This is a genomic window from Novosphingobium aerophilum (assembly GCF_014230305.1).
In the GTDB taxonomy this organism is placed as follows: domain Bacteria; phylum Pseudomonadota; class Alphaproteobacteria; order Sphingomonadales; family Sphingomonadaceae; genus Novosphingobium; species Novosphingobium aerophilum.
The window spans coordinates 15,720-33,822 of the sequence record NZ_JACLAU010000028.1 but is presented as its reverse complement, the minus strand read 5'-3'; the positions used below and the strand labels follow the sequence as shown (position 1 = coordinate 33,822).

Sequence of the window (18,103 nt, the reverse complement as noted above, 5' to 3'; positions counted from 1 at the left end):
CCGCGCATGGACGCCTTTCCCTTCCGCATTGTCGGCTTCGATCTCGACGGCACCCTGCTCGACACTCATGGCGATCTGGGCGCCGCGCTCAATCATGCGCTGGGTCTGGCGGGACGTCCGCCCGTTGCCGTGGCGCAGGTGACCGACCTGATCGGAGGCGGGGCGCGCCAGATGCTCGATCGGGCCCTCGCGCTCACCGGCACCGTTCCGCCTGATGACGAGGTCAAGGCCCTGCATCGCGAACTGATCGCCTTCTATCGCGAGAACATTGCGGTCCACACCCGGCTCTATCCGGGCGGCGAGGCGATGCTCGATGGATTGGCCGCACGGGGCGTGCAGATCGCGGTGGTGACCAACAAGCTGGAATCGCTCGCGGTGCGCCTGCTCGACGCCCTCGGACTGAGCCCCCGACTGGCCACGATCATCGGCGGAGACACCCTGGGCCCCGGGCGCGCCAAACCCGCCCCGGACCTGCTGCACGAGATGATCCGGCGACTGGGCGGAGGGCCCGCAGCCTTCGTCGGGGACACCACTTACGACACCCGGGCGGCGGCCGCGGCCGGTCTGCCCTGCGTCGCCGTGCGCTTCGGCTTCAACGATGTTCCGGTGGAGACGATGGGCGCCACCGCCGTGATCGACCACTACGACGCGCTGATTCCCACGCTGGAGCGCTTGTGATTCGAGGTTTTCCACAGTCGGGCGATGGGGAAAGATGACACTGGCGTTACAGCGCCGTCAATCCGTGCATTTTTTACGATAGTCCGTGAACAAGCGCGAAACGCGCGCCGCCAGGTTTCACAAAACTGTAACACGATCGGGCGGATCGTAGTATCATCCGGGTCCGGCAACCGCGCCGCGACATCACCCGTCCGTTCTCCCGCGAGGGCGGACAACCGGGAGAAGGATGATGAAGCACGGTCACCTCCTGCGGGCATCTCGCCCCTTGCTGGCCCTGATCGGCCTGATGACGGCCGCTGCCGCCCAGGCCGAACGGCTCGACATCGATCACCGGCTCTACGCCCCGCTGCACGCCGCCATGGAGCAGCCGCACGAGGGCAGCATTTTCTACCAGGCCAGCCCCTCGGGCCGGCAGTTCGACCGCATTCTCGTCAACGGCACCTCGGCCGAGCATGACTGGACCGAAGCGCTCGAACTGGTGGTCGTGCCGCGCAAGGGTGAACGCAAGACCCCCCAGGAGTGGTTCGCCGCGTTCCAGGCTGCCAGCGAGAGCACCTGCCCGGCCAATGTGACGGTGCTGGGCGAGGACGAAAGCTCGATCACCTTCTCGCTCGACGCGCCTCCGTGCAGCACCGGCACGCCGCTGAGCGGGCTCTATCGCGTGATCTACGGCCGCAAGACCGTCTATGTCGTCAGCGCCAAGCTCAAGGGGCAGATGCGCGCCGACCAGCGGCAGCAATGGCTGGGCCTGCTCAACTCGGCGAAGCTCGCGGGCTAGCGGGCTAGCGGATCAGTCCTCGACCACCTTCAGCAGGCGGCGCTCGATCGGGCTGAGTACGCCGGCAAGGTCATGGCCGCGCTTCAGCACCTGGCCGGTCTCGCCGAACAGGGTCCACATCCCCTGCTTGTTGCGCAGGGCCGGGCGCTTCTCCAGCCTGGCCTGGGGCCGTTCGGCGGCGCGGCGGAAGGCCATGAAGCTGGCCGCCTCGCGCCCGAAATCCATCGCATAGTCCTTCCACTCGCCTGCGGCGACCATCCGTCCATACAGGTCGAGAATGCGCGTCAACTCGACGCGGTCGAACCCGACCTGGCTCGGCGCCGTCGTCGGAAACGGCACGATCTGCGCTCCCGGGGTGGAGCCGGTTCGGCCACCGGCCGCGCCATCGCCGCGCGCCAAGCCTCAGCCGCCCGACTGGCGGCGGGTGCCGCTAGGCGGAGCGGGGCGCGCAGCCTCGCGCAGCGCCGCCAGCTCCTGGCGCAGCAGGGCCACCTCCTCTTCCAGCGCGGCGAGGCGCTTGGTGTCGGCGGCCAGCTCGGCGCTGTCGCTGCACGGCTCCTGGCAGGGGGTGCCATAGGGCATGAACTCGCGCTGCCAGGTTTCCGCCGGGACCAGCGTCGACCGCGCCTTGACCCCGACCATGGTTGCGCCTTCCGGCACGTCCTCGGTCACCACGGCATTGGCCCCGACCCGCGCCCGGGCGCCGACAGTGATCGGGCCCAGGATCTGCGCGCCCGAACCGACGATCACCCCGTCCTGCAGCGTCGGGTGGCGCTTGCCCCCCACACCGTTCGCCGGGTTGGTCCCGCCCAGCGTGACGCACTGGTAGATGGTCACGTTGTCGCCGATCTCGGCGGTCTCCCCGATCACGGTGAAGCCGTGGTCGATGAACAGATGCCGGCCGATCCTGGCACCGGGGTGAATGTCGATCCCGGTGAAGAACCGGCCCAGGTGGTTGACCAGGCGGGCCAGGAAAAACAGTCGGCCGTTGAACAGCCAGTGCGCCACCCGATGGAACCCGACGGCCCACAGGCCAGGGTACAGCAGCACCTCCCAGCGCGACCGGGGGGCCGGATCACGGGCCTCGATCGAGTCGAGGTATTCGGTCAAGCGCCTGAACATGCTGGTCTCATTGTCTTTCAAATGCTGGCGGGTGACAACCGCCTTCCGTTGTCGCGGCGACGTCCGATCGACCGGAGCCGCTCAGTCCCCGAACAGCCCGGGCTGGCCCGGCCCCCGGAGCTCCTCCAGCGCATCGCGCCAGATCGACAGGGTCGGCGGCTGCTTGCGCTCCAGGCTGAGCCGGTCGATCGTCGCCACGATCTGCTCGGCCCCCAAATGGCTACGCTCCACGCGCGGCACAAGATAGGCGGCAGCATCGGGCCCCAACGCGAAGCCGCGCCGCTCGGCGTGAAGCGCGATCAGGTCGGCCAGCATGGCGTCATCCGGGGTCCCGATCTCGAGGTGGAGCGCCGCGCCCAGTCGCGAGGCGAGATCGGGCAGCCGCACGGTCCAGCCGCCGGCGGGGGCATTGACCACCAGCAGCAGGGGGGTGCCCATCTCCTGCGCCCGGTTCCAGCGGTGGAACAGGTCGGTCTCGTCGACCCGCTCGACGTCGTCGATCGCCTCGCCTCCGGTGCTGTCGGCAAACCAGCGCGCCAGCAGGGACTTGCCCGAACGCGGCGGCCCGGCGAGCAGCGCGGTGCGATAGGGCCAGTGCGCCGACTGGCCCAGGGCGTCCAGCACCTTGGCATTGGCATTGCCCACCACGATGCGGCCGGGCTCGCTGGCCGCGGTGAGCGGCAGGGGAATCTGGCGGGCCATCGGCCGATTGCCCGCCCTAGCGCCGGATGCTCAGGGCGCCGTTGCCGATGGTCACGGCATAGCCGCGGGCGCGCAGCGCGGCGGCCAGTTCGTCGAGGCTGCCGCCGTAGGTCACTCGCATCACCGAAGTTCCGCCCATGGCCAGGCTGGTGGTGGCCGCAGCCCTGACACCCGAAAGCCCCCGCACCGTGGCGAGCGCGGCATCGACGGCGCGCGCATCGGGCGAGGCGAACTGGACGGTAAAGACCACCGGCGCATCGGCTGCGGGCGCGGCGACGATGGTGGGCGCCGGGACATCCTCTCCGCCCTCGCTCAACACCGCCTGTTCCTGGGCCGCCGTGACGCGATTGGCCGCAGCCAGCAGCGCGGCGATCGCCGGATCGAGCGCCAGCCGCTCGGAATTGAGCGTCGGGTTGACCCTTAGCGTGCCCGCCACCAGTGCATCGGTGTAGATCCGGTCCATCCGCCGCACCGCCTCGTCGAGCATGGCCGGCACCTTCTCCGGCCCGGGGGCGGTCAGGATAAAGGTGCCGAGCGGGCGGTTGTCCGGGCCATAGCGCGCGGTGAAGGTGCCCTTGACCGGCCCACCCGGCCATTGCCGTTCGAGCCGGGCGACCGGCACGATCACGTCGCTGGCGCCGAACTGGTCCAGCACATTGCGCCACCATGTGCGGCTGCGTCGGGTGACCTGGCCGGCGGTGAGCAGCAGCGAATCGCCGCCGCCGCCAGTCGGGCGGACATAATCGATCGCGCTGGCTCCGGCATGGAACCGCGCCCAGGCCGCCTGCCACGGGGTGCGCACCTCGTACATCTGCGCCACCCCGCCCGAATAGAGCAGCGGCAGCATCAGCAGCGGCTGCGACCGGGTCCCGACCGCGCTGCCGCTGCCGACGAACTGGCTGGCGCGGGTGCGGTCGAAAATCACCCCCAGCGTCGCGATGTAGCGGCGGGGTCCGATCTGCTCCTGCTGGATCACCACCGAGGACACCAGGCCCTCCAGTTGTCCGTCCGACAGTTGGGGCCCGCCAGCCTTGGCCCAGGCCTGCCGCGTGGCTTCGCGCCAGCCGTTGCGGCGGGCCTCCTCGGCGGTCTTGCCGGTGGAGTTGACCTGGATTCCGTCGACCTCGATATCCCCGGTGCTGGCGACCGGGGCGATGCCCCGTTCCCCTTCGATCTGCGCGATCAGGCGGGCCGGACCGATCGCTGCGACGGCGATGGCTGCGGCCACCACCAGTCCTCCGCCCCAGCGCTGGGCCGTGGTGGGACGCCAGTGGCGCATGCGGGGGGGGATGGCGTTGAACAGCATCGGGGAAACCGCGCGCCTTTTGCCCAAAGGCAAGTGGAAATCCAAGCGCGAAACGGCTAGGCGCGCGGGATATGGCAAATGATCCCGAACCGCAGTCCTACAGCTATGAACAGGCCGGCGTGTCGATCGCGGCCGGCAATGCGCTGGTCAAGGCGATCGCACCGCTCGCCCGGGCCACGGCCCGGCCCGGCGCCGATGCCGAACTGGGCGGCTTTGGCGGCTTCTTCGACCTGCGCGCCGCCGGCTACAAGGACCCGCTGCTGGTGGCGGGCAACGATGGCGTGGGCACCAAGGTCAAGCTGGCGATCGACCATGACCGGCACGACCGGATCGGAATCGATCTGGTCGCGATGTGCGTCAACGACCTGATCGTCCAGGGCGCCGAGCCGCTGCTGTTCCTCGATTACTTCGCGACCGGCAAGCTCGACAACGGCGTGGCCGAGCGGGTCGTGGCCGGCATTGCCGAAGGCTGCAAGCTCGCCGGCTGCGCGCTGATCGGCGGGGAGACCGCCGAAATGCCGGGCATGTACGCCCCGGGCGACTATGACCTGGCGGGCTTCTGCGTGGGCGCGGTCGAGCGCGGTGAGCAGCTCACCGGCGACAAGGTGCGCGAAGGCGACGTGCTGATCGGCCTCGCCTCGTCGGGCGTCCATTCCAACGGCTACTCGCTGGTCCGCCGTCTCGCCGCCGACAAGGGGTGGAAGCTGGAACGGCCCGCCCTGTTCGATCCCGAGGTGCTGCTGATCGAGGCGCTGATCGCGCCGACCCGGATCTATGTGAAGAGCCTGCTGCCGCTGATCCGCGCCGGACGCATCCATGCCCTCGCCCACATCACCGGCGGCGGCCTGCTGGAGAACGTGCCGCGGGTCCTGCCCGCCGGACTGCATGCCCGGATCGACGCGGGCGCGTGGGAGCAGCCCCGGCTGATGGCGTTCCTCCAGGCCCAGGGCCATATCGAGCCGGGCGAAATGGCGCGCACGTTCAACTGCGGGATCGGCATGGTCCTGGCCGTGGCGGCCGACGAGGTCGCCGGACTGATGACCGATCTGGCCGCCGCCGGCGAGACGGCCATGGTCATTGGCGCGATCGAGGCCGGTCCGCGCGGCTGCACAGTCCAGGGTTCGGCCGAGGACTGGTCGGCGCGATCCTCCTGGGAAGCGGTCCACCTTGGCTGACGCAGTCGCGCCCCGGACCAGGGTCGCGGTGCTGATCTCGGGCAGCGGGACCAACATGGCGGCCCTGCTCTATGCGAGCCGGACCGACGATTGCCCTTACGAGATCGTCCTTGTCGCCTCGAACAATCCGGACGCGCCGGGGCTGGACGTGGCCCGCGCCGAGGGAATCGCGACCTTCACGCTCTCGCACAAGGGCATGGATCGCGCCAACCACGATGCGGCGATGCATGAGGCGATCCTCGCCAGCGGTGCCGATCACATCGCGCTGGCCGGCTACATGCGGGTGCTGACCGACGGCTTCGTCGCCCGATGGGCCGGCCGCATGGTCAATATCCACCCTTCTCTCCTGCCCCGGTATCCCGGCCTGCACACCCACCGGCGCGCGATCGAGGCGGGCGACAGCCACGGCGGCTGCTCGGTCCACCTCGTCACCGCCACGCTCGACGAAGGTCCGGTGCTCGGCCAGATCCCGGTCGCGATCCTGCCGGGCGACACGCCCGAGACGCTCGCCGCGCGCGTCCTGTTCGCCGAGCACCAGCTCTATCCGCGCTGTCTGGCCGCCTATGTCTCAAGGGTCCGCGATCCCCGCTGGCTCACCCAACAGGTGCGCGAACGGGCCATGGCGCTGCCGGAGGCCGAGGAGACCCTGTCGCACGGCATGGCCTGCTTCGGCGTGATCAAGGGCAAGAAGTTCGCCTGGGTGTCCGCCGATCATCACGGGGACGGACGCATCGCCCTGCTGGTCAAGATCAGCGGCGCGGACGAACAGGCCGACCTGATCGAACGGGACGGCGAACGCTATTTCCGCCCAGCCTACTTCGGCAGCGACTGGATCGCGATCCGGCTCGATCTGGGCGACACCGACTGGGATTCGATCGAGCAATGGCTTCTGCGCAGTTGGCGCACCATCGCGCCGAAACGCCTGACCGGCCTGCTCGACGCTGCGGACATGTTCTGATCTGGTAGTGCCCGCGCGGCGGGGTGGACCCATTCGAACGGCGGCTTTCGCCTGAAGTCGGACCTTTGTTTCCTCCCCGGTACGGGGAGGGGGACCATCCGCAGGATGGTGGAGGGGCACTCTCCTTGGGGCGCGGCAGTTGGGCAAGGCGGGGTGCCCCTCCACCACCTTCGGTGGTCCCCCTCCCCCGCTGGGGGAGGATCTTGGAACGGCAGCTCCCCACCCAACCTGACCCTTCATCGGTTGGACGTTTGTGCCCGCCGCCAAGTTTGAAACACGCTCAGCCAATCTCGCTTTCGTCGACCAGCGGACGGCTCTCGCGCGTGCCGCGATAGCGCTCGTCGGGCTTGGTCGGGTCGGGCAGGAGGACGACGTGATCGTCGTGGACCTCGACCAGGGTTCCGACGAACGGGAACCCGTCGAGACTGCCGGTGACGCGATAGCTGACCACGTCGCCGGGCTTGAAGGTGGCCGGATCGAAGTTGAATTCGAACGGACAGGCCTCGCCCGTCTCTCCCATACCCTGCATCGCCATACTCCTTGCGCCGAGGATAGCGCTTTGCCCGCTGCGGGACCAACGAAAAGGCGACAGGGGCATTTGCGAAGGTGACGGCCGAGCCCCCTCCCCGCTGCGACTGGCCCGCCTGCGGCAGGGCAAGTCTCGCTCCTCTCCCCTTTGGGGAGGGGATGGGGGTGGAGGGCCGCGCTTGCCACGGCAAGCGACCCCATCGCCAATGAAAAGGGCCGCCGGATCGCTCCGGCAGCCCCATCAGGATGCGATCCTGCCGGCCGTGATCAGCCGACGATCTCTTCCGGCTTGAAGAAGTAGGCGATTTCGATCGCCGCGTTCTCTTCGCTGTCCGAACCGTGCACCGAATTGGCTTCGATGCTCTCGGCCAGTTCCTTGCGGATCGTGCCGGGTTCGGCATTGGCGGGGTTGGTGGCGCCCATGATGTCACGGTTGCGCTTCACCGCGTCCTCGCCCTCGAGCACCTGGACCACCACCGGGCCGGAGATCATGAACGAGACCAGGTCGTTGAAGAACGGACGCTCGCTGTGGACCGCGTAGAAGCCTTCGGCCTGCTCCTTGGTCATGTGGATGCGCTTCGAGGCAACGACGCGCAGACCGGCCTCTTCCAGCATCTTGGTGACCGCACCGGTCAGGTTGCGGCGCGTGGCGTCGGGCTTGATGATCGAGAAGGTGCGGGTGACCGCCATGTCGGGATCCTTGATTACGGAGTGGGTCTTGCAAAAGCTGGCGCGCCCCTAGCCGGGAACCCGCGAGACTGCAAGCTGCGCAGGACCACGCCAGCGGCGGAACGGCCCGTCGCGGACATCATTTGAAACAGGGCAGCCATGCGCCATCCCGGTTCGGTCGCCACATCACCCCTGTCGAAAGATAGGAAACAGTTTCCTGCCGATCGACCCACGGTTTGATCCGAAGGAGATTTGGAGATGAACACCGCGCGTCTTGGCCCGACCTCCCTGGCTGCCTCCCTCGCGGCCGCCCTGGCCTTCGCCACAGCCCCTTCCGCCCATGCTCAGACCGGAGCCGCTGCGACGCCGGACAGCCACGTCGAACGGCTCGAGCACAACGGGATCGGCTATGAGGTGACTTATCGCCCGCTGGTCCGGACCATGGAGAAGACCATCGGCGCTCACCCGGGCGCGCGCTCCACGCTGCAGCGCTGCCGGGCAGTGACCGAGATCGCGATCGATCGCGAAGTGCGCCTGCCGGATGGCTCGGCCGCCTTGTCGCACCGCCTGACGGACATGCAGCGGATCACCGCGCACCACATCGGCCCGTGCGAACAGAACCGCCAGGCCCTGGCCAAGGCGCGGCTGCGTCAGGCCGATGCGATCGCGGCCCAGGTGCGGGCCATGGCGGCCAGTGACCGCCCGGCGCTGCTGGCCCAGATCGATGCGGCGCGGGCCCTGGCGGTCAACTGATCCCCTGGCAGGTCAGGCGGCCCTGATCCAGCGGCCGCCGTCCTGCTTCCAGAAGTGGCGCTCCAGCCCGTCCCGTTCGCCAAGCATCCGCCAGCAGGCCCGTGCAGCCCCCAGCGTGGCCTCATCGAACACCAGAAAGGTCCGTTCGAACCCCTCGGCCTCGCGCCAGACCCCATCGGCCAGAACACAGAAGCGCGCGCCATTGGCCGGCTCGGGCCGGTCGGACAGGAGCACGGGCTGGCGCGCGGCATGGGGATCCCCGGCCTGACCGTTGGCGAGGAAGCTGTCGGCCGGGGCCGCCCGCCACAGCGCCTCGCCGATGGCCTCGCGCAGGTCCGGCCGATCGGCGACAACCAGCAGCCGTTCGCCGGCCTTCAACGTGTTGCGCGCCAGCAGGGCCACGATCTCGGGCACCGGGTCGCGGCTCACCTGATAGAAGTCAACCCGCATCAGCCCCCCGCATCCCGCCGCGCGTCCTGCCCTGCCGCCTTGCCGCGCCGGCAGCGGTCGGAACAATAGCGCACGTTGTCCCAATCGCGCTCCCACTTCTTGCGCCAGGCGAAGGGCAGGCCGCAGGTCAGGCAGGTCTTGGTCGGCAGGTCCGCCTTGCGCCGCATCCGCGGCATGGGATCAGCCTTCCAGCACGTCGCGGACGTAGCGATCAAGCAGGCGCACGCCGAACCCGCTTGCGCCCTTGTCCCAGGTCCGCCCGGGCTTGTCGGTCCAGACCGTGCCGGCGATGTCGAGGTGGGCCCAGGGCGTGCCCTTGGCGATATAGCGCTGCAGGAACTGCGCCGCGGTGATCGACCCGCCGTACCGCGGGCCGACGTTCTTCATGTCGGCAATCGGGCTGTCGATCAGCTTGTCGTAGGCCGGGCCGAGCGGGAAGCGCCACAGCCCGTCACCGGTCGCCTTGCCCGCCGCGTCGAGACCGGCGGCAAGCGTATCATCATTCGCGAACAGGCCGGCATATTCATGGCCCAGCGAAACGATCATCGCCCCGGTCAGAGTGGCCAGATCGACGATGGCCGCGGGCTTGTACTCCTGCTGGACCCAGGTCAGCGCGTCGCACAGCACCAGCCGCCCCTCGGCATCGGTGTTGATCACCTCGACGGTCTGGCCGGACATGGTGGTGACCACGTCGCCGGGGCGCTGGGCATTGCCGTCCGGCATGTTCTCGACCAGTCCGCAGACGCCGACCACGTTGGCCCTCGCCTTGCGCCGGGCGAGCGCCAGCATGGTCCCCGCGACCGCGCCGGCACCGCCCATGTCCCACTTCATGTCCTCCATCCCGGCCGCCGGCTTGATCGAGATGCCGCCGGTGTCGAAGGTGACGCCCTTGCCGACGAAAGCCGTCGGCGCCGCTCCGGCGGCCCCGCCGTTCCAGACGACCGCCAGGATCCGCGGGGGGCGCACCGATCCCTGGGCGACACCCAGGAGTGCCCCCATGCCAAGCGCCTTCATCTCGCCCTCGTCGAGCACGCGCACCTCGAGGCCCGTGCCCTCGTAACGGGCGCGGCAACGGGCGACGAAGCTCTCCGGATAAATGACGTTGGCCGGCTCGGTGACCAGTTCGCGGGTGAACTCCACCCCTTCGGCCACGGCGCTTTCCACCGCCCAGGCGGCCTCGGCCCCGTCCGGCGCGCCAACCACGACGATCTCGGCCAGCGAGCGCTTCTGCTCATCCTTCAGGGTGGTGCGGTACGTGTCGAGCCGCCAGGCCCGCAGCCGGGCCCCGGTCAGCAGCGCGGCCACGCCGGCGGCATCGATCTTCGCCCCGGCCAGATCGAGCACCAGCACGGTCTCGCCCGAGGTCAGGTACTTGCCGGTCAGCGCGGCGCCGGTCTTTTCCAGCGCGGCCGCCTGATCGCCGCCAGGCTCGCCGGTCCCGGCGAGGACCAGTCGGACGACCTGCCCGTCCTGGCGGGTGAAGCCTTCAAAGACCTGCGCCGTCTTCCCGGCGAAGCGGTTCGCCCGCGCCGCCTCGGCCAGCACGGGATCAAGACCTTCGGGCAGGGCATTCTGCGCGGTCAACCGCGCGACCAGGCGGGCGTTGGCGGGAATGGCGGCGGCGAAGGTGATCTTCATGGGGACTCCAGGCATTATGCGACAGATTTTCGCACAGGTGCGGCGGGTTGGGACATTAATGGCCCTGCCAGCCGGTTGACCCGATTGCAGTTAGGGCGCGGCGGTGCGATAGGCAAGCCATGCTCCCCCTGGCCGAAAGTCCCCTGCCGCAATGACCCTGCGATGCGCGGCCGGATTTCGCCGGAGGCTGGCGCACGGCCTGGCCGGAGCCGGCCTGCTGGCGCTGCTGGCCTGCGGCAGCCCCGCTGCCCGGGCGCAATCATCCCTCGATCCGTCCGCCCTGCCCCCCGGCAACGACCTCAACGGACCGATCGGGTTCGAAGCGGACCAGGTCAGCTATGCCTATGATCCGGAGATCGTCACCGCCAGCGGCAACGTGGTGCTGCGTCGCGGTGACCAGTCGGTCCGCGCCGATACGGTGACGTGGGACCGCAAGACCGGCAAGATCGTGGCCAAGGGCAACATCCGCCTGGTCGATGCCGATGGCAACCAGCTCTACACCGACACGGTCGAGCTGACCGACCAGCTCAAGGCCGGGGCCATGCAGAACCTGCTGATCGCCCTGCGCGACGGCGGGCGGCTGGCTGCGATCACCGGCGAGCGCGATCCGGCGGGCAACATCATCCTCTCGCACGCCACCTATTCCGGCTGCGCGGTCGAGGATGAACAGGGCTGCCCGCGCAATCCCACCTGGCAGGTCAACGCCAGCCGCGTGGTCTTTGCCCCCGAAGAGCGGACGATCCGCTTCAGCGGCGCCCGACTGCGGCTGTTCGGGGTCACGCTGATGCCGCTGCCCAAGCTGGCCATCGCCAGCGACGGCCGGCCGATCAACGGCCTGCTGATCCCGGACCTGCAGCTCACTGCCAACAACGGTGTCGCGGTCAGCGACACCTGGTACCAGCGTCTCGGCCCGAACCAGGACCTGGCCGTCACCGGCTATCTGTTCTCCGAAGCCTTGCCGATGGTCGCGGCCCATTATCGCGCCCTGGTCGATGACGGGGCCTTCCAGATCACCGGTTACGCCACGCGCAGCCGCCGCATTTCGGTCAGCGGATCGTCGGTCGGTGGCGCCCAGGCCAACGACTTTCGCGGCTATCTCCATGCCAATGGCCGCTTCCAGTTCAGCCCCGAATGGAGCCTGACCGGATCGGTGCGCCTGGCGACCGACCGGACCTTCCTGCGCCGCTACGACATCAACCGCGATGACCGCCTGCGCTCGACCTTCGATCTTCAACGGATTGGCGACAGCAGCTATTTCTCGTTCTCCGGCTGGGCGACGCAGACCATGCGGGTGGCCGCCCGGCAGGGACTGATCCCGGTCGCCCTGCCGGTGCTCGACTGGCGCAAGCGGCTGGCCGATCCGGTCCTGGGCGGACGGCTGGAGCTGCAGGCCAACAGCCTGGCGATCACCCGGACCAGCGGCCAGGACACCCAGCGGGCCTTCGCCCGGGCGCAGTGGGACCTGTCGCGACTGACCCCCTGGGGCCAGGAGGTGACCTTCACCGCCATGACCCGCGGCGACATCTATCACTCGGCCCAGAACGACATGACCAACGCCTTCTATCCGGGCCGGTCGGGCTGGCAGGGTCGGGCCGTGGCGATCGGCGCGGTCGACGTGCGCTGGCCCCTGGTCGGCGCGGCCTTCGGCGGCAACCATGTCCTGACCCCGCGGCTGCAACTGGTCGCTTCCCCACCGATCCGCAATCTGGCGGTCCCGAACGAGGATTCGCGCGCGATCGATCTGGAGGATTCCAACCTCTTCGCGCTCAACCGCTTTCCCGGCTATGACCGGGTCGAGGACCTGGTGCGGCTGACCTACGGCTTCGACTGGGAGCTGCAGCGGCCCGGACTGCGGGTGCGATCGACCCTGGGACAGTCGGTGCGGGTCGGCAGCCAGGCGACGGTCGTGCCTGATGGCACCGGGCTGTCCGACCGGATGTCCGACATCGTCGGACGGACCGAGGTCCGCTTCCGCGACAAGGTCAAGCTGACCTGGCGTTACCGGCTCGACAAGGACAACCTTGCGGTCCGCCGCAACGAGATCGATGCGACGATCGGCACCGAACGCAGCTATGTCGAAATGGGCTACCTGCGGCTCAACCGCGATATCTCGTCGATCGAGGACCTGCGTGACCGCGAGGAACTGCGGGCTGCCGGCCGCTTCGCCTTCGCCCGGTACTGGTCGGTCTTCGGGGCGACCCTGATCAACCTGACCGATCGCCAGGAAGACCCGCTCAACACCTCCAACGGCTTCCAGCCGCTGCGGACCCGGCTCGGTCTGGCGTACAATGACGACTGCCTCGAGCTCGCGCTGACCTGGCGGCGCGACTATGTCGCTACCGGCGATGCCGGGCGCGGCAACACCTTCCAGATCCATTTCGCGCTGCGCAACCTGGGCTTCCGCTGACCGGCGCGGGGGCCGTCAGGGGCACCGATCGGCTGTAGGAAGTGTTTGCAGGGTTGCGCAAACACGCTATCGCCCTCGACGGGCGCTGCGGCGTCCGACGCGGGGGTGGTCAGACAGTACCGGGCGATGCTCAGGGGGCGATGCTCAGGAACGGTTCAGCCGTCGCTGCACATCAAGGCGCAGGCACATGCGGATCGGCCGGCAGGCGGACGAACCGCGCAGACAGGAATTGGCTTACGGTGACATTCTTCTCGCGCAAGACCCCGGGCCGCCCGGGTGGAGCAGGCCGCACCATGCTGATGCTCGGCCTTGCCGCCTTCACTGCCGGTTCCCTGGTTCCTGCCGCCGCGCTGGCCCAGGCCGGGCCCGCCGAGACCCCTCAGGGCGCGATCGTGATCCCCGACGACGTTCAGATCTTTGGCAAGAACGATCCCAACCACCGTCGCGCGACAGCGGTGGTGAACGGGGACATCATCACCGGGACCGACGTCGAACAACGCCTTGCGCTGATCCTCGCCGCCAACCAGGGCAAGATCGGACCTGAAGAAATGCAGCGGCTGCGGCTGCAGGTCCTGCGCAACCTGATCGACGAGACACTGCAGATCCAGGAGGCGAAGGCCCAGGACCTGAAGGTGACCGACGACGAGGTCGATTCCACGTACGAGCGGGTGGCGCAGCAGAACTTCCGCCAGGAGGCCACGGCCCTCGATGCCTATCTCGGCAAGGTCGGCTCGTCGGCCGGGTCGCTGAAGCGCCAGATCCGTGGTGAGCTGGCCTGGCAGGCGGTGCTCCGTCGCAACGTGCAGCCCTTCGTCAACGTCTCCGAGACCGAAGTGCGCGAGGTGATGGACCGGCTCAAGGCCGCCAAGGGCACCGAGGAGTACCGTCTCGGGGAGATCTTCCTCTCCGCCACCTCGGAAACGCGCGCGCAGGTGTCCGAGAACGCGCAGCAGATCATGGAGCAGCTCAAGAAGGGCGGCAGCTTCGTGGCCTATGCCCGCCAGTACTCGCAGGCCTCGACCGCGGCGGTCGGCGGCGATCTCGGCTGGATCCGCCTGGCCCAGTTGCCCAGCGAACTCGCCGGCGCGGCCCAGGGGCTGGGCGCGGGACAACTGGTCGGACCGATCGAAACCAGCGGCGGCTTCTCGATCCTCTACCTGATCGACAAGCGCCAGGTGCTGACTGCGGACCCGCGCGATGCGGTGCTCAGCCTCAAGCAGATCTCGATCGAGTTTCCCGCGGGCACGACCGAAGCCACCGCCACGAAGCGCGCGGCCGAATTCGCTGCGGCCATGAAGTCCGCGCGCGGTTGCGGCGCGGTTGATGCCGTGGCCCAGGGGATCGGCGCGCAGGTGGTCGCCAACGATCAGGTGCGGGCGCGCGATCTGCCCGGTCCGCTGCAGGACGCGCTGCTGGCGCTGTCGCTCGGCGAAACCTCGCCGCCGTTCGGCTCGATCGCCGAGGGCGTGCGCGTGCTGATGCTCTGCGGTCGCGACGATCCGCAGGTCGCCAGCGGGCCGAGCTTCGAACAGATGATGGCCCAGATGGAGGATGACCGCGTCAACAAGCGCGCCCAGGCCTATCTGCGCGACCTGCGCCGCGACGCGGTGATCGAGTACAACTGACCTGCACCATGGCACCCGCGCTGCCTGCTCCGCTCGCGGTCTCGCTCGGCGATCCCGCGGGGATCGGGCCCGAACTGCTGGCCACGGCCTGGGCCGCGCGCGACGTGCATGGCCTGCCCCCCTTCTTTGCAGTGGGCGGGGCTGACGTCCTGAGCGCAGCCGCCCGGCAGCGCGGCCTCGACATCCAGCTCGAACGCATTGCCGATCCGGCCGAAGCCGCAGCGGTGTTCCCGCGCGCCCTGCCCGTGTTCGACACGATCGACGGCGCCTATCGTCCCGGTGTGCCCGATCGCGCCGGAGCCGAGCTGGCGCTGGCTTCGCTGACCCGAGCCACGGCGCTGGCGGTGGCCGGCCAGGCCTGCGGGGTGGTCACGGGCCCCATCGCCAAGAGCCTGCTGGCCGAAGTGGGCTTCGTTCACCCGGGTCAGACCGAGTTCGTCGCCGCCGCCTGCGGGGTGGCGGCGGAAAACGCGGTGATGATGTTGGCCGGACCAGCGCTGCGCACGGTGCCGCTGACCGTTCACGTCGCCCTCGCCGAGGTGCCGCGGCTGGTCACGACCGATCTGATCCTGCGCCGCGGGCGGATCGTCGCCGCGGCCCTGACGCGGGATTTCGGGATTGCCCGGCCGCGCGTCGCAGTGGCGGCGCTGAACCCGCATGCGGGCGAGGACGGCCGGTTCGGGACCGAGGACCAGGCCGTGGTCGCGCCGGCCATCGCCGCGCTGCAGGCCGAAGGGATCGCCGCAACCGGCCCACACGCGGCCGATGCCCTGTTCGCGCCCCACAACCGCGGAACCTTCGACGTGGCGCTGTGCATGTACCACGATCAGGCCCTGATCCCGATCAAGGCGCTCGACTTCGATGCCGGGGTCAACGTGACGCTCGGCCTGCCGATCGTGCGGACGTCGCCCGATCACGGGACGGCCTTCGGCATTGCCGGCCAGGCCCTTGCCCATCCCGGCGCGACCATGGCGGCGATCCGCCTTGCCGGGGAATGCGCGGCGCGGAGACGGGCATGACCGACCTGCCCCCCCTGCGCGAGGTGATTGCCCGCCACGGCCTGTCGGCCAGCAAAGCCCTGGGCCAGAACTTCCTGTTCGATGAGCAGTTGCTGGACCGCATCGCCGCGATTCCCGGTCCGCTGCGGGACCGGGCCGTGCTGGAGGTGGGGCCCGGCCCCGGCGGCCTGACCCGTGCCCTGCTCCGCGCCGGTGCGCGGGTGACCGCGATCGAGATGGACCGGCGTTGCCTGCCTGCCCTGGCCGAACTGGGCGAGGCCTTTCCCGGCCGGCTGCGGGTGATCGAGGGTGATGCCCTCAAGATCGATCCGGCTGGCCTGTTCGACGAACCCTATGCCATCGTCGCCAACCTGCCTTACAACGTGGGCACGGCGCTGTTCACCGGCTGGCTGTCGGGCGAGGCCTGGCCGCCGCGCTGGTCTTCGCTGACCCTGATGTTCCAGGCCGAGGTGGCGCAGCGCATCGTCGCCCAGTCGGGGGAGGACGCCTTCGGCCGGCTGGCGATCCTGGCCCAGTGGCGCAGCCAGGCCCGTGTGGCGATGAAGGTGCACCGCAGCGCCTTCACCCCGCCGCCCAAGGTGATGAGCGCCATTGTCCATGTCACCCCGCAGGAGGCGCCGGCCGGGGTTTCGATGAAGGTCCTGGCCCGACTGACCGAAGCCGCATTCGGACAGCGCCGCAAGATGCTGCGGCAGAGCCTGAAGGGCGTCGCGGGCGCGCTCGATGCGCTGGACGGGCTTGGCATCGATCCGCAACGGCGGGCGGAGACCCTGACGGTGGCCGATTTCGTCAATCTGGCCCGAACCCTGACACCAACCGCCGGCACTCAGCCCGGCTGAGCCTCAGCGCCGTCCGCCGCCCCAGCCGCTGCGCAAATCGCCCTTCGGGAAGCGCAGGATGACCTGCGTTCCCTGGCCCGGTTCGCTGACGATCCCGATCGTCCCGCCATGATTGGCGACAATGCGCTTGCACAGGGCAAGGCCCAACCCCGATCCACCCGTCTTGGTCGAGAACAGCCGATCGAACACGCGATCGATATGCTCGGGCGGGATGCCGCAGCCGTTGTCCTCCACCGCGATCTGGACCTCGCCCAGGTCCGCCTCCGCCAGGGCCACCCGGATCACGCGTTGCGCGGACTGATCAGTCAGGGCATCCGCCGCATTGGCGATGAGGTTCATCAGCACCTGGATCAGCTCTTCCTCGCAGCCGTAGATGCAGAGATCGTCGAGGTGGTCGTCCGCCCGCACCTCAAGCACGATGCCCTGCTCGCCCAGGTCACGCCGGACCATGCCCTCCAGCCGATCGACCAGATCGACCAGATCGATGCTGGTGAACTCGCTCGACAGCCGCTGCATCAGGCGCCGCACGGTCATCACGCGTTCGCTCACCCGGATGATCTCGCTCTGTGCGCCGTCGAGCGAGGCCAGGGCCTCGGTCACGTCCGGCGTTTCGCGCGACAGCCAGCGGCGCGCCGCCTGGATATAGTTGTTGGCGCAGGAAATGGGCTGGTTGACCTCGTGGGCCATGGTCGACGTCATCGAATCGACCATCTGGACCCGCTGGGTTCGGATCAGGTCCTCGCGGATTCTGGCGTTTTCCTGGTTCAGCTTCTGGTTGCGCTCCATCTCCGCAATCAGATGGTGCACTTCCACCAGTTCGGTCCGGTGTTCCATGTACTTGGTGAAGCCGACGTACAGCGCGACAGTGAACCACAGCGTGAAACCGACCACGCCGATGATCCATCCCAGCATCTGGATTTCAAGGGCCCCCTGGGATGCGAAGAGAACCGCTCCGATCGCCGCGAAGCTGAGGCTCGTGGCCGGCAGCAGGTTGAGCAGCAAGGCCAGCCGCGGCTTGAACACCACCGAATTGGCCACGGCCACGGGAGGGGAGTAGAACAGGAGGTTGCGCGACACCAACGAGAACAGGTTGAGGCCCGCTTCGATCGAGCGGGCCAGGACGAAGGCGTTGAGCAGCAGGACCAGGATCACGACGATATAGGGCACCAGGTTGGGTCGCCCCAGGATCCTGACCAGGAACAGCGACACAAACAGCAGGAACGTGACCGGGTACTGGTAGGCCTGCCAGTCGATCTCGCCATGGCTGATGCAGTCGACCGCCCAACGGATGAAGATGAACAGCGTCATCCAGTTGAGCAGCAGCATCGCCCGACGGTTCTGCGCCACCGTCATCCATTCGGACTTGCTGAACAGCAGGCAGCGATCGAGCGCGTAACGCGCCATGGGCGCGGGCTGCGTCGAGATCGCCTGCAGAAACCGGTTGTCCACGGTACCC

Annotated in this window: 19 protein-coding genes; 9 read left to right on the top strand and 10 right to left on the bottom strand. The window is 68.9% G+C overall.

Going from position 1 to position 18,103, the window contains the following annotated elements; translation table 11 throughout:
- Window positions 1-6 precede the first annotated feature (6 nt).
- Both H7F49_RS14370 and H7F49_RS14365 read left to right on the top strand, forming a co-directional pair.
- Window positions 7-678 (top strand): HAD-IA family hydrolase, encoded by a 672-nt coding sequence (locus H7F49_RS14370; RefSeq protein WP_185684265.1) that lies wholly within the window; start codon window positions 7-9, stop codon window positions 676-678.
- A gap of 229 nt (window positions 679-907) precedes the next feature.
- Complete coding sequence (locus tag H7F49_RS14365) at window positions 908-1,456, top strand: hypothetical protein (protein ID WP_185684264.1); 549 nt, start codon at window positions 908-910, stop codon at window positions 1,454-1,456.
- Between the two features lie 12 nt (window positions 1,457-1,468).
- Here H7F49_RS14365 and H7F49_RS14360 read toward each other — a convergent pair whose 3' ends face one another.
- From H7F49_RS14360 to H7F49_RS14345, 4 genes are all read right to left on the bottom strand, one after another.
- A complete protein-coding gene (locus H7F49_RS14360; RefSeq protein WP_185684276.1) occupies window positions 1,469-1,798 on the bottom strand; it encodes a DUF2794 domain-containing protein in 330 nt (109 codons plus the stop codon).
- Between the two features lie 60 nt (window positions 1,799-1,858).
- Window positions 1,859-2,578, bottom strand: a complete 720-nt coding sequence (gene epsC, locus H7F49_RS14355) for a serine O-acetyltransferase EpsC (RefSeq protein ID WP_185684263.1) — start codon at window positions 2,576-2,578, stop codon at window positions 1,859-1,861.
- 81 nt (window positions 2,579-2,659) lie between these two features.
- Window positions 2,660-3,280 (bottom strand): P-loop NTPase family protein, encoded by a 621-nt coding sequence (locus H7F49_RS14350; RefSeq protein ID WP_185684262.1) that lies wholly within the window; start codon window positions 3,278-3,280, stop codon window positions 2,660-2,662.
- Window positions 3,281-3,296: 16 nt separating this feature from the next.
- Entirely contained in the window at window positions 3,297-4,586 is a 1,290-nt protein-coding gene (locus tag H7F49_RS14345; protein WP_235982184.1) for a heavy-metal-associated domain-containing protein, read from the bottom strand.
- Window positions 4,587-4,657: 71 nt separating this feature from the next.
- Between H7F49_RS14345 and purM the strand changes: the two genes are divergently transcribed.
- Window positions 4,658-5,761, top strand: coding sequence for a phosphoribosylformylglycinamidine cyclo-ligase (gene purM, locus H7F49_RS14340; RefSeq protein ID WP_185684261.1), 1,104 nt, complete (start codon window positions 4,658-4,660; stop codon window positions 5,759-5,761).
- Window positions 5,754-6,719, top strand: coding sequence for a phosphoribosylglycinamide formyltransferase (purN, locus tag H7F49_RS14335; RefSeq protein ID WP_185684260.1), 966 nt, complete (start codon window positions 5,754-5,756; stop codon window positions 6,717-6,719). The genes purM and purN overlap by 8 nt, the downstream gene beginning before the upstream one ends.
- A 280-nt stretch (window positions 6,720-6,999) precedes the next feature.
- On the opposite strand, the gene H7F49_RS14330 is transcribed toward purN, so the two are convergent.
- Window positions 7,000-7,248, bottom strand: a complete 249-nt coding sequence (locus H7F49_RS14330) for a hypothetical protein (RefSeq protein WP_185684259.1) — start codon at window positions 7,246-7,248, stop codon at window positions 7,000-7,002.
- A 266-nt stretch (window positions 7,249-7,514) separates the two neighbouring features.
- A complete protein-coding gene (gene ndk / locus H7F49_RS14325; RefSeq protein ID WP_185684258.1) occupies window positions 7,515-7,937 on the bottom strand; it encodes a nucleoside-diphosphate kinase in 423 nt (140 codons plus the stop codon).
- A gap of 237 nt (window positions 7,938-8,174) precedes the next feature.
- On the opposite strand from ndk, the gene H7F49_RS14320 reads away from it, so the two are divergent.
- A complete protein-coding gene (locus H7F49_RS14320) occupies window positions 8,175-8,669 on the top strand; it encodes a hypothetical protein (protein WP_185684257.1) in 495 nt (164 codons plus the stop codon).
- Between the two features lie 12 nt (window positions 8,670-8,681).
- Here H7F49_RS14320 and H7F49_RS14315 read toward each other — a convergent pair whose 3' ends face one another.
- From H7F49_RS14315 to H7F49_RS14305, 3 genes are read right to left on the bottom strand one after another with little or no spacing between them, the layout of a single operon-like run.
- Window positions 8,682-9,119, bottom strand: coding sequence for a DNA polymerase III subunit chi (locus tag H7F49_RS14315; protein ID WP_185684256.1), 438 nt, complete (start codon window positions 9,117-9,119; stop codon window positions 8,682-8,684).
- Window positions 9,119-9,295 (bottom strand): DUF2256 domain-containing protein, encoded by a 177-nt coding sequence (locus tag H7F49_RS14310; RefSeq protein ID WP_185684255.1) that lies wholly within the window; start codon window positions 9,293-9,295, stop codon window positions 9,119-9,121. Before H7F49_RS14310 ends, H7F49_RS14315 begins: the two co-directional genes overlap by 1 nt.
- Before the next feature lie 4 nt (window positions 9,296-9,299).
- Entirely contained in the window at window positions 9,300-10,757 is a 1,458-nt protein-coding gene (locus H7F49_RS14305; protein WP_185684254.1) for a leucyl aminopeptidase, read from the bottom strand.
- Window positions 10,758-10,908: 151 nt separating this feature from the next.
- Between H7F49_RS14305 and H7F49_RS14300 the strand changes: the two genes are divergently transcribed.
- The 4 genes from H7F49_RS14300 to rsmA all read left to right on the top strand — a co-directional run bounded on the left by H7F49_RS14300 (window position 10,909) and on the right by rsmA (window position 16,647).
- Window positions 10,909-13,164 carry an LPS-assembly protein LptD gene (locus H7F49_RS14300; protein WP_185684253.1) on the top strand — a complete coding sequence of 752 codons (2,256 nt, stop codon included), beginning with the start codon at window positions 10,909-10,911 and terminating at the stop codon, window positions 13,162-13,164.
- A 293-nt stretch (window positions 13,165-13,457) separates the two neighbouring features.
- Window positions 13,458-14,789, top strand: coding sequence for a peptidylprolyl isomerase (locus H7F49_RS14295; protein ID WP_185684274.1), 1,332 nt, complete (start codon window positions 13,458-13,460; stop codon window positions 14,787-14,789).
- Window positions 14,790-14,797: 8 nt separating this feature from the next.
- On the top strand, window positions 14,798-15,808 hold the full coding sequence (gene pdxA / locus H7F49_RS14290) for a 4-hydroxythreonine-4-phosphate dehydrogenase PdxA (RefSeq protein WP_185684252.1): 1,011 nt from the start codon (window positions 14,798-14,800) through the stop codon (window positions 15,806-15,808).
- Window positions 15,805-16,647 (top strand): 16S rRNA (adenine(1518)-N(6)/adenine(1519)-N(6))-dimethyltransferase RsmA, encoded by an 843-nt coding sequence (gene rsmA, locus H7F49_RS14285; protein ID WP_185684251.1) that lies wholly within the window; start codon window positions 15,805-15,807, stop codon window positions 16,645-16,647. Before pdxA ends, rsmA begins: the two co-directional genes overlap by 4 nt.
- Before the next feature lie 3 nt (window positions 16,648-16,650).
- On the opposite strand, the gene H7F49_RS19925 is transcribed toward rsmA, so the two are convergent.
- Complete coding sequence (locus H7F49_RS19925) at window positions 16,651-18,096, bottom strand: sensor histidine kinase (RefSeq protein ID WP_185684250.1); 1,446 nt, start codon at window positions 18,094-18,096, stop codon at window positions 16,651-16,653.
- Window positions 18,097-18,103 lie beyond the last annotated feature (7 nt).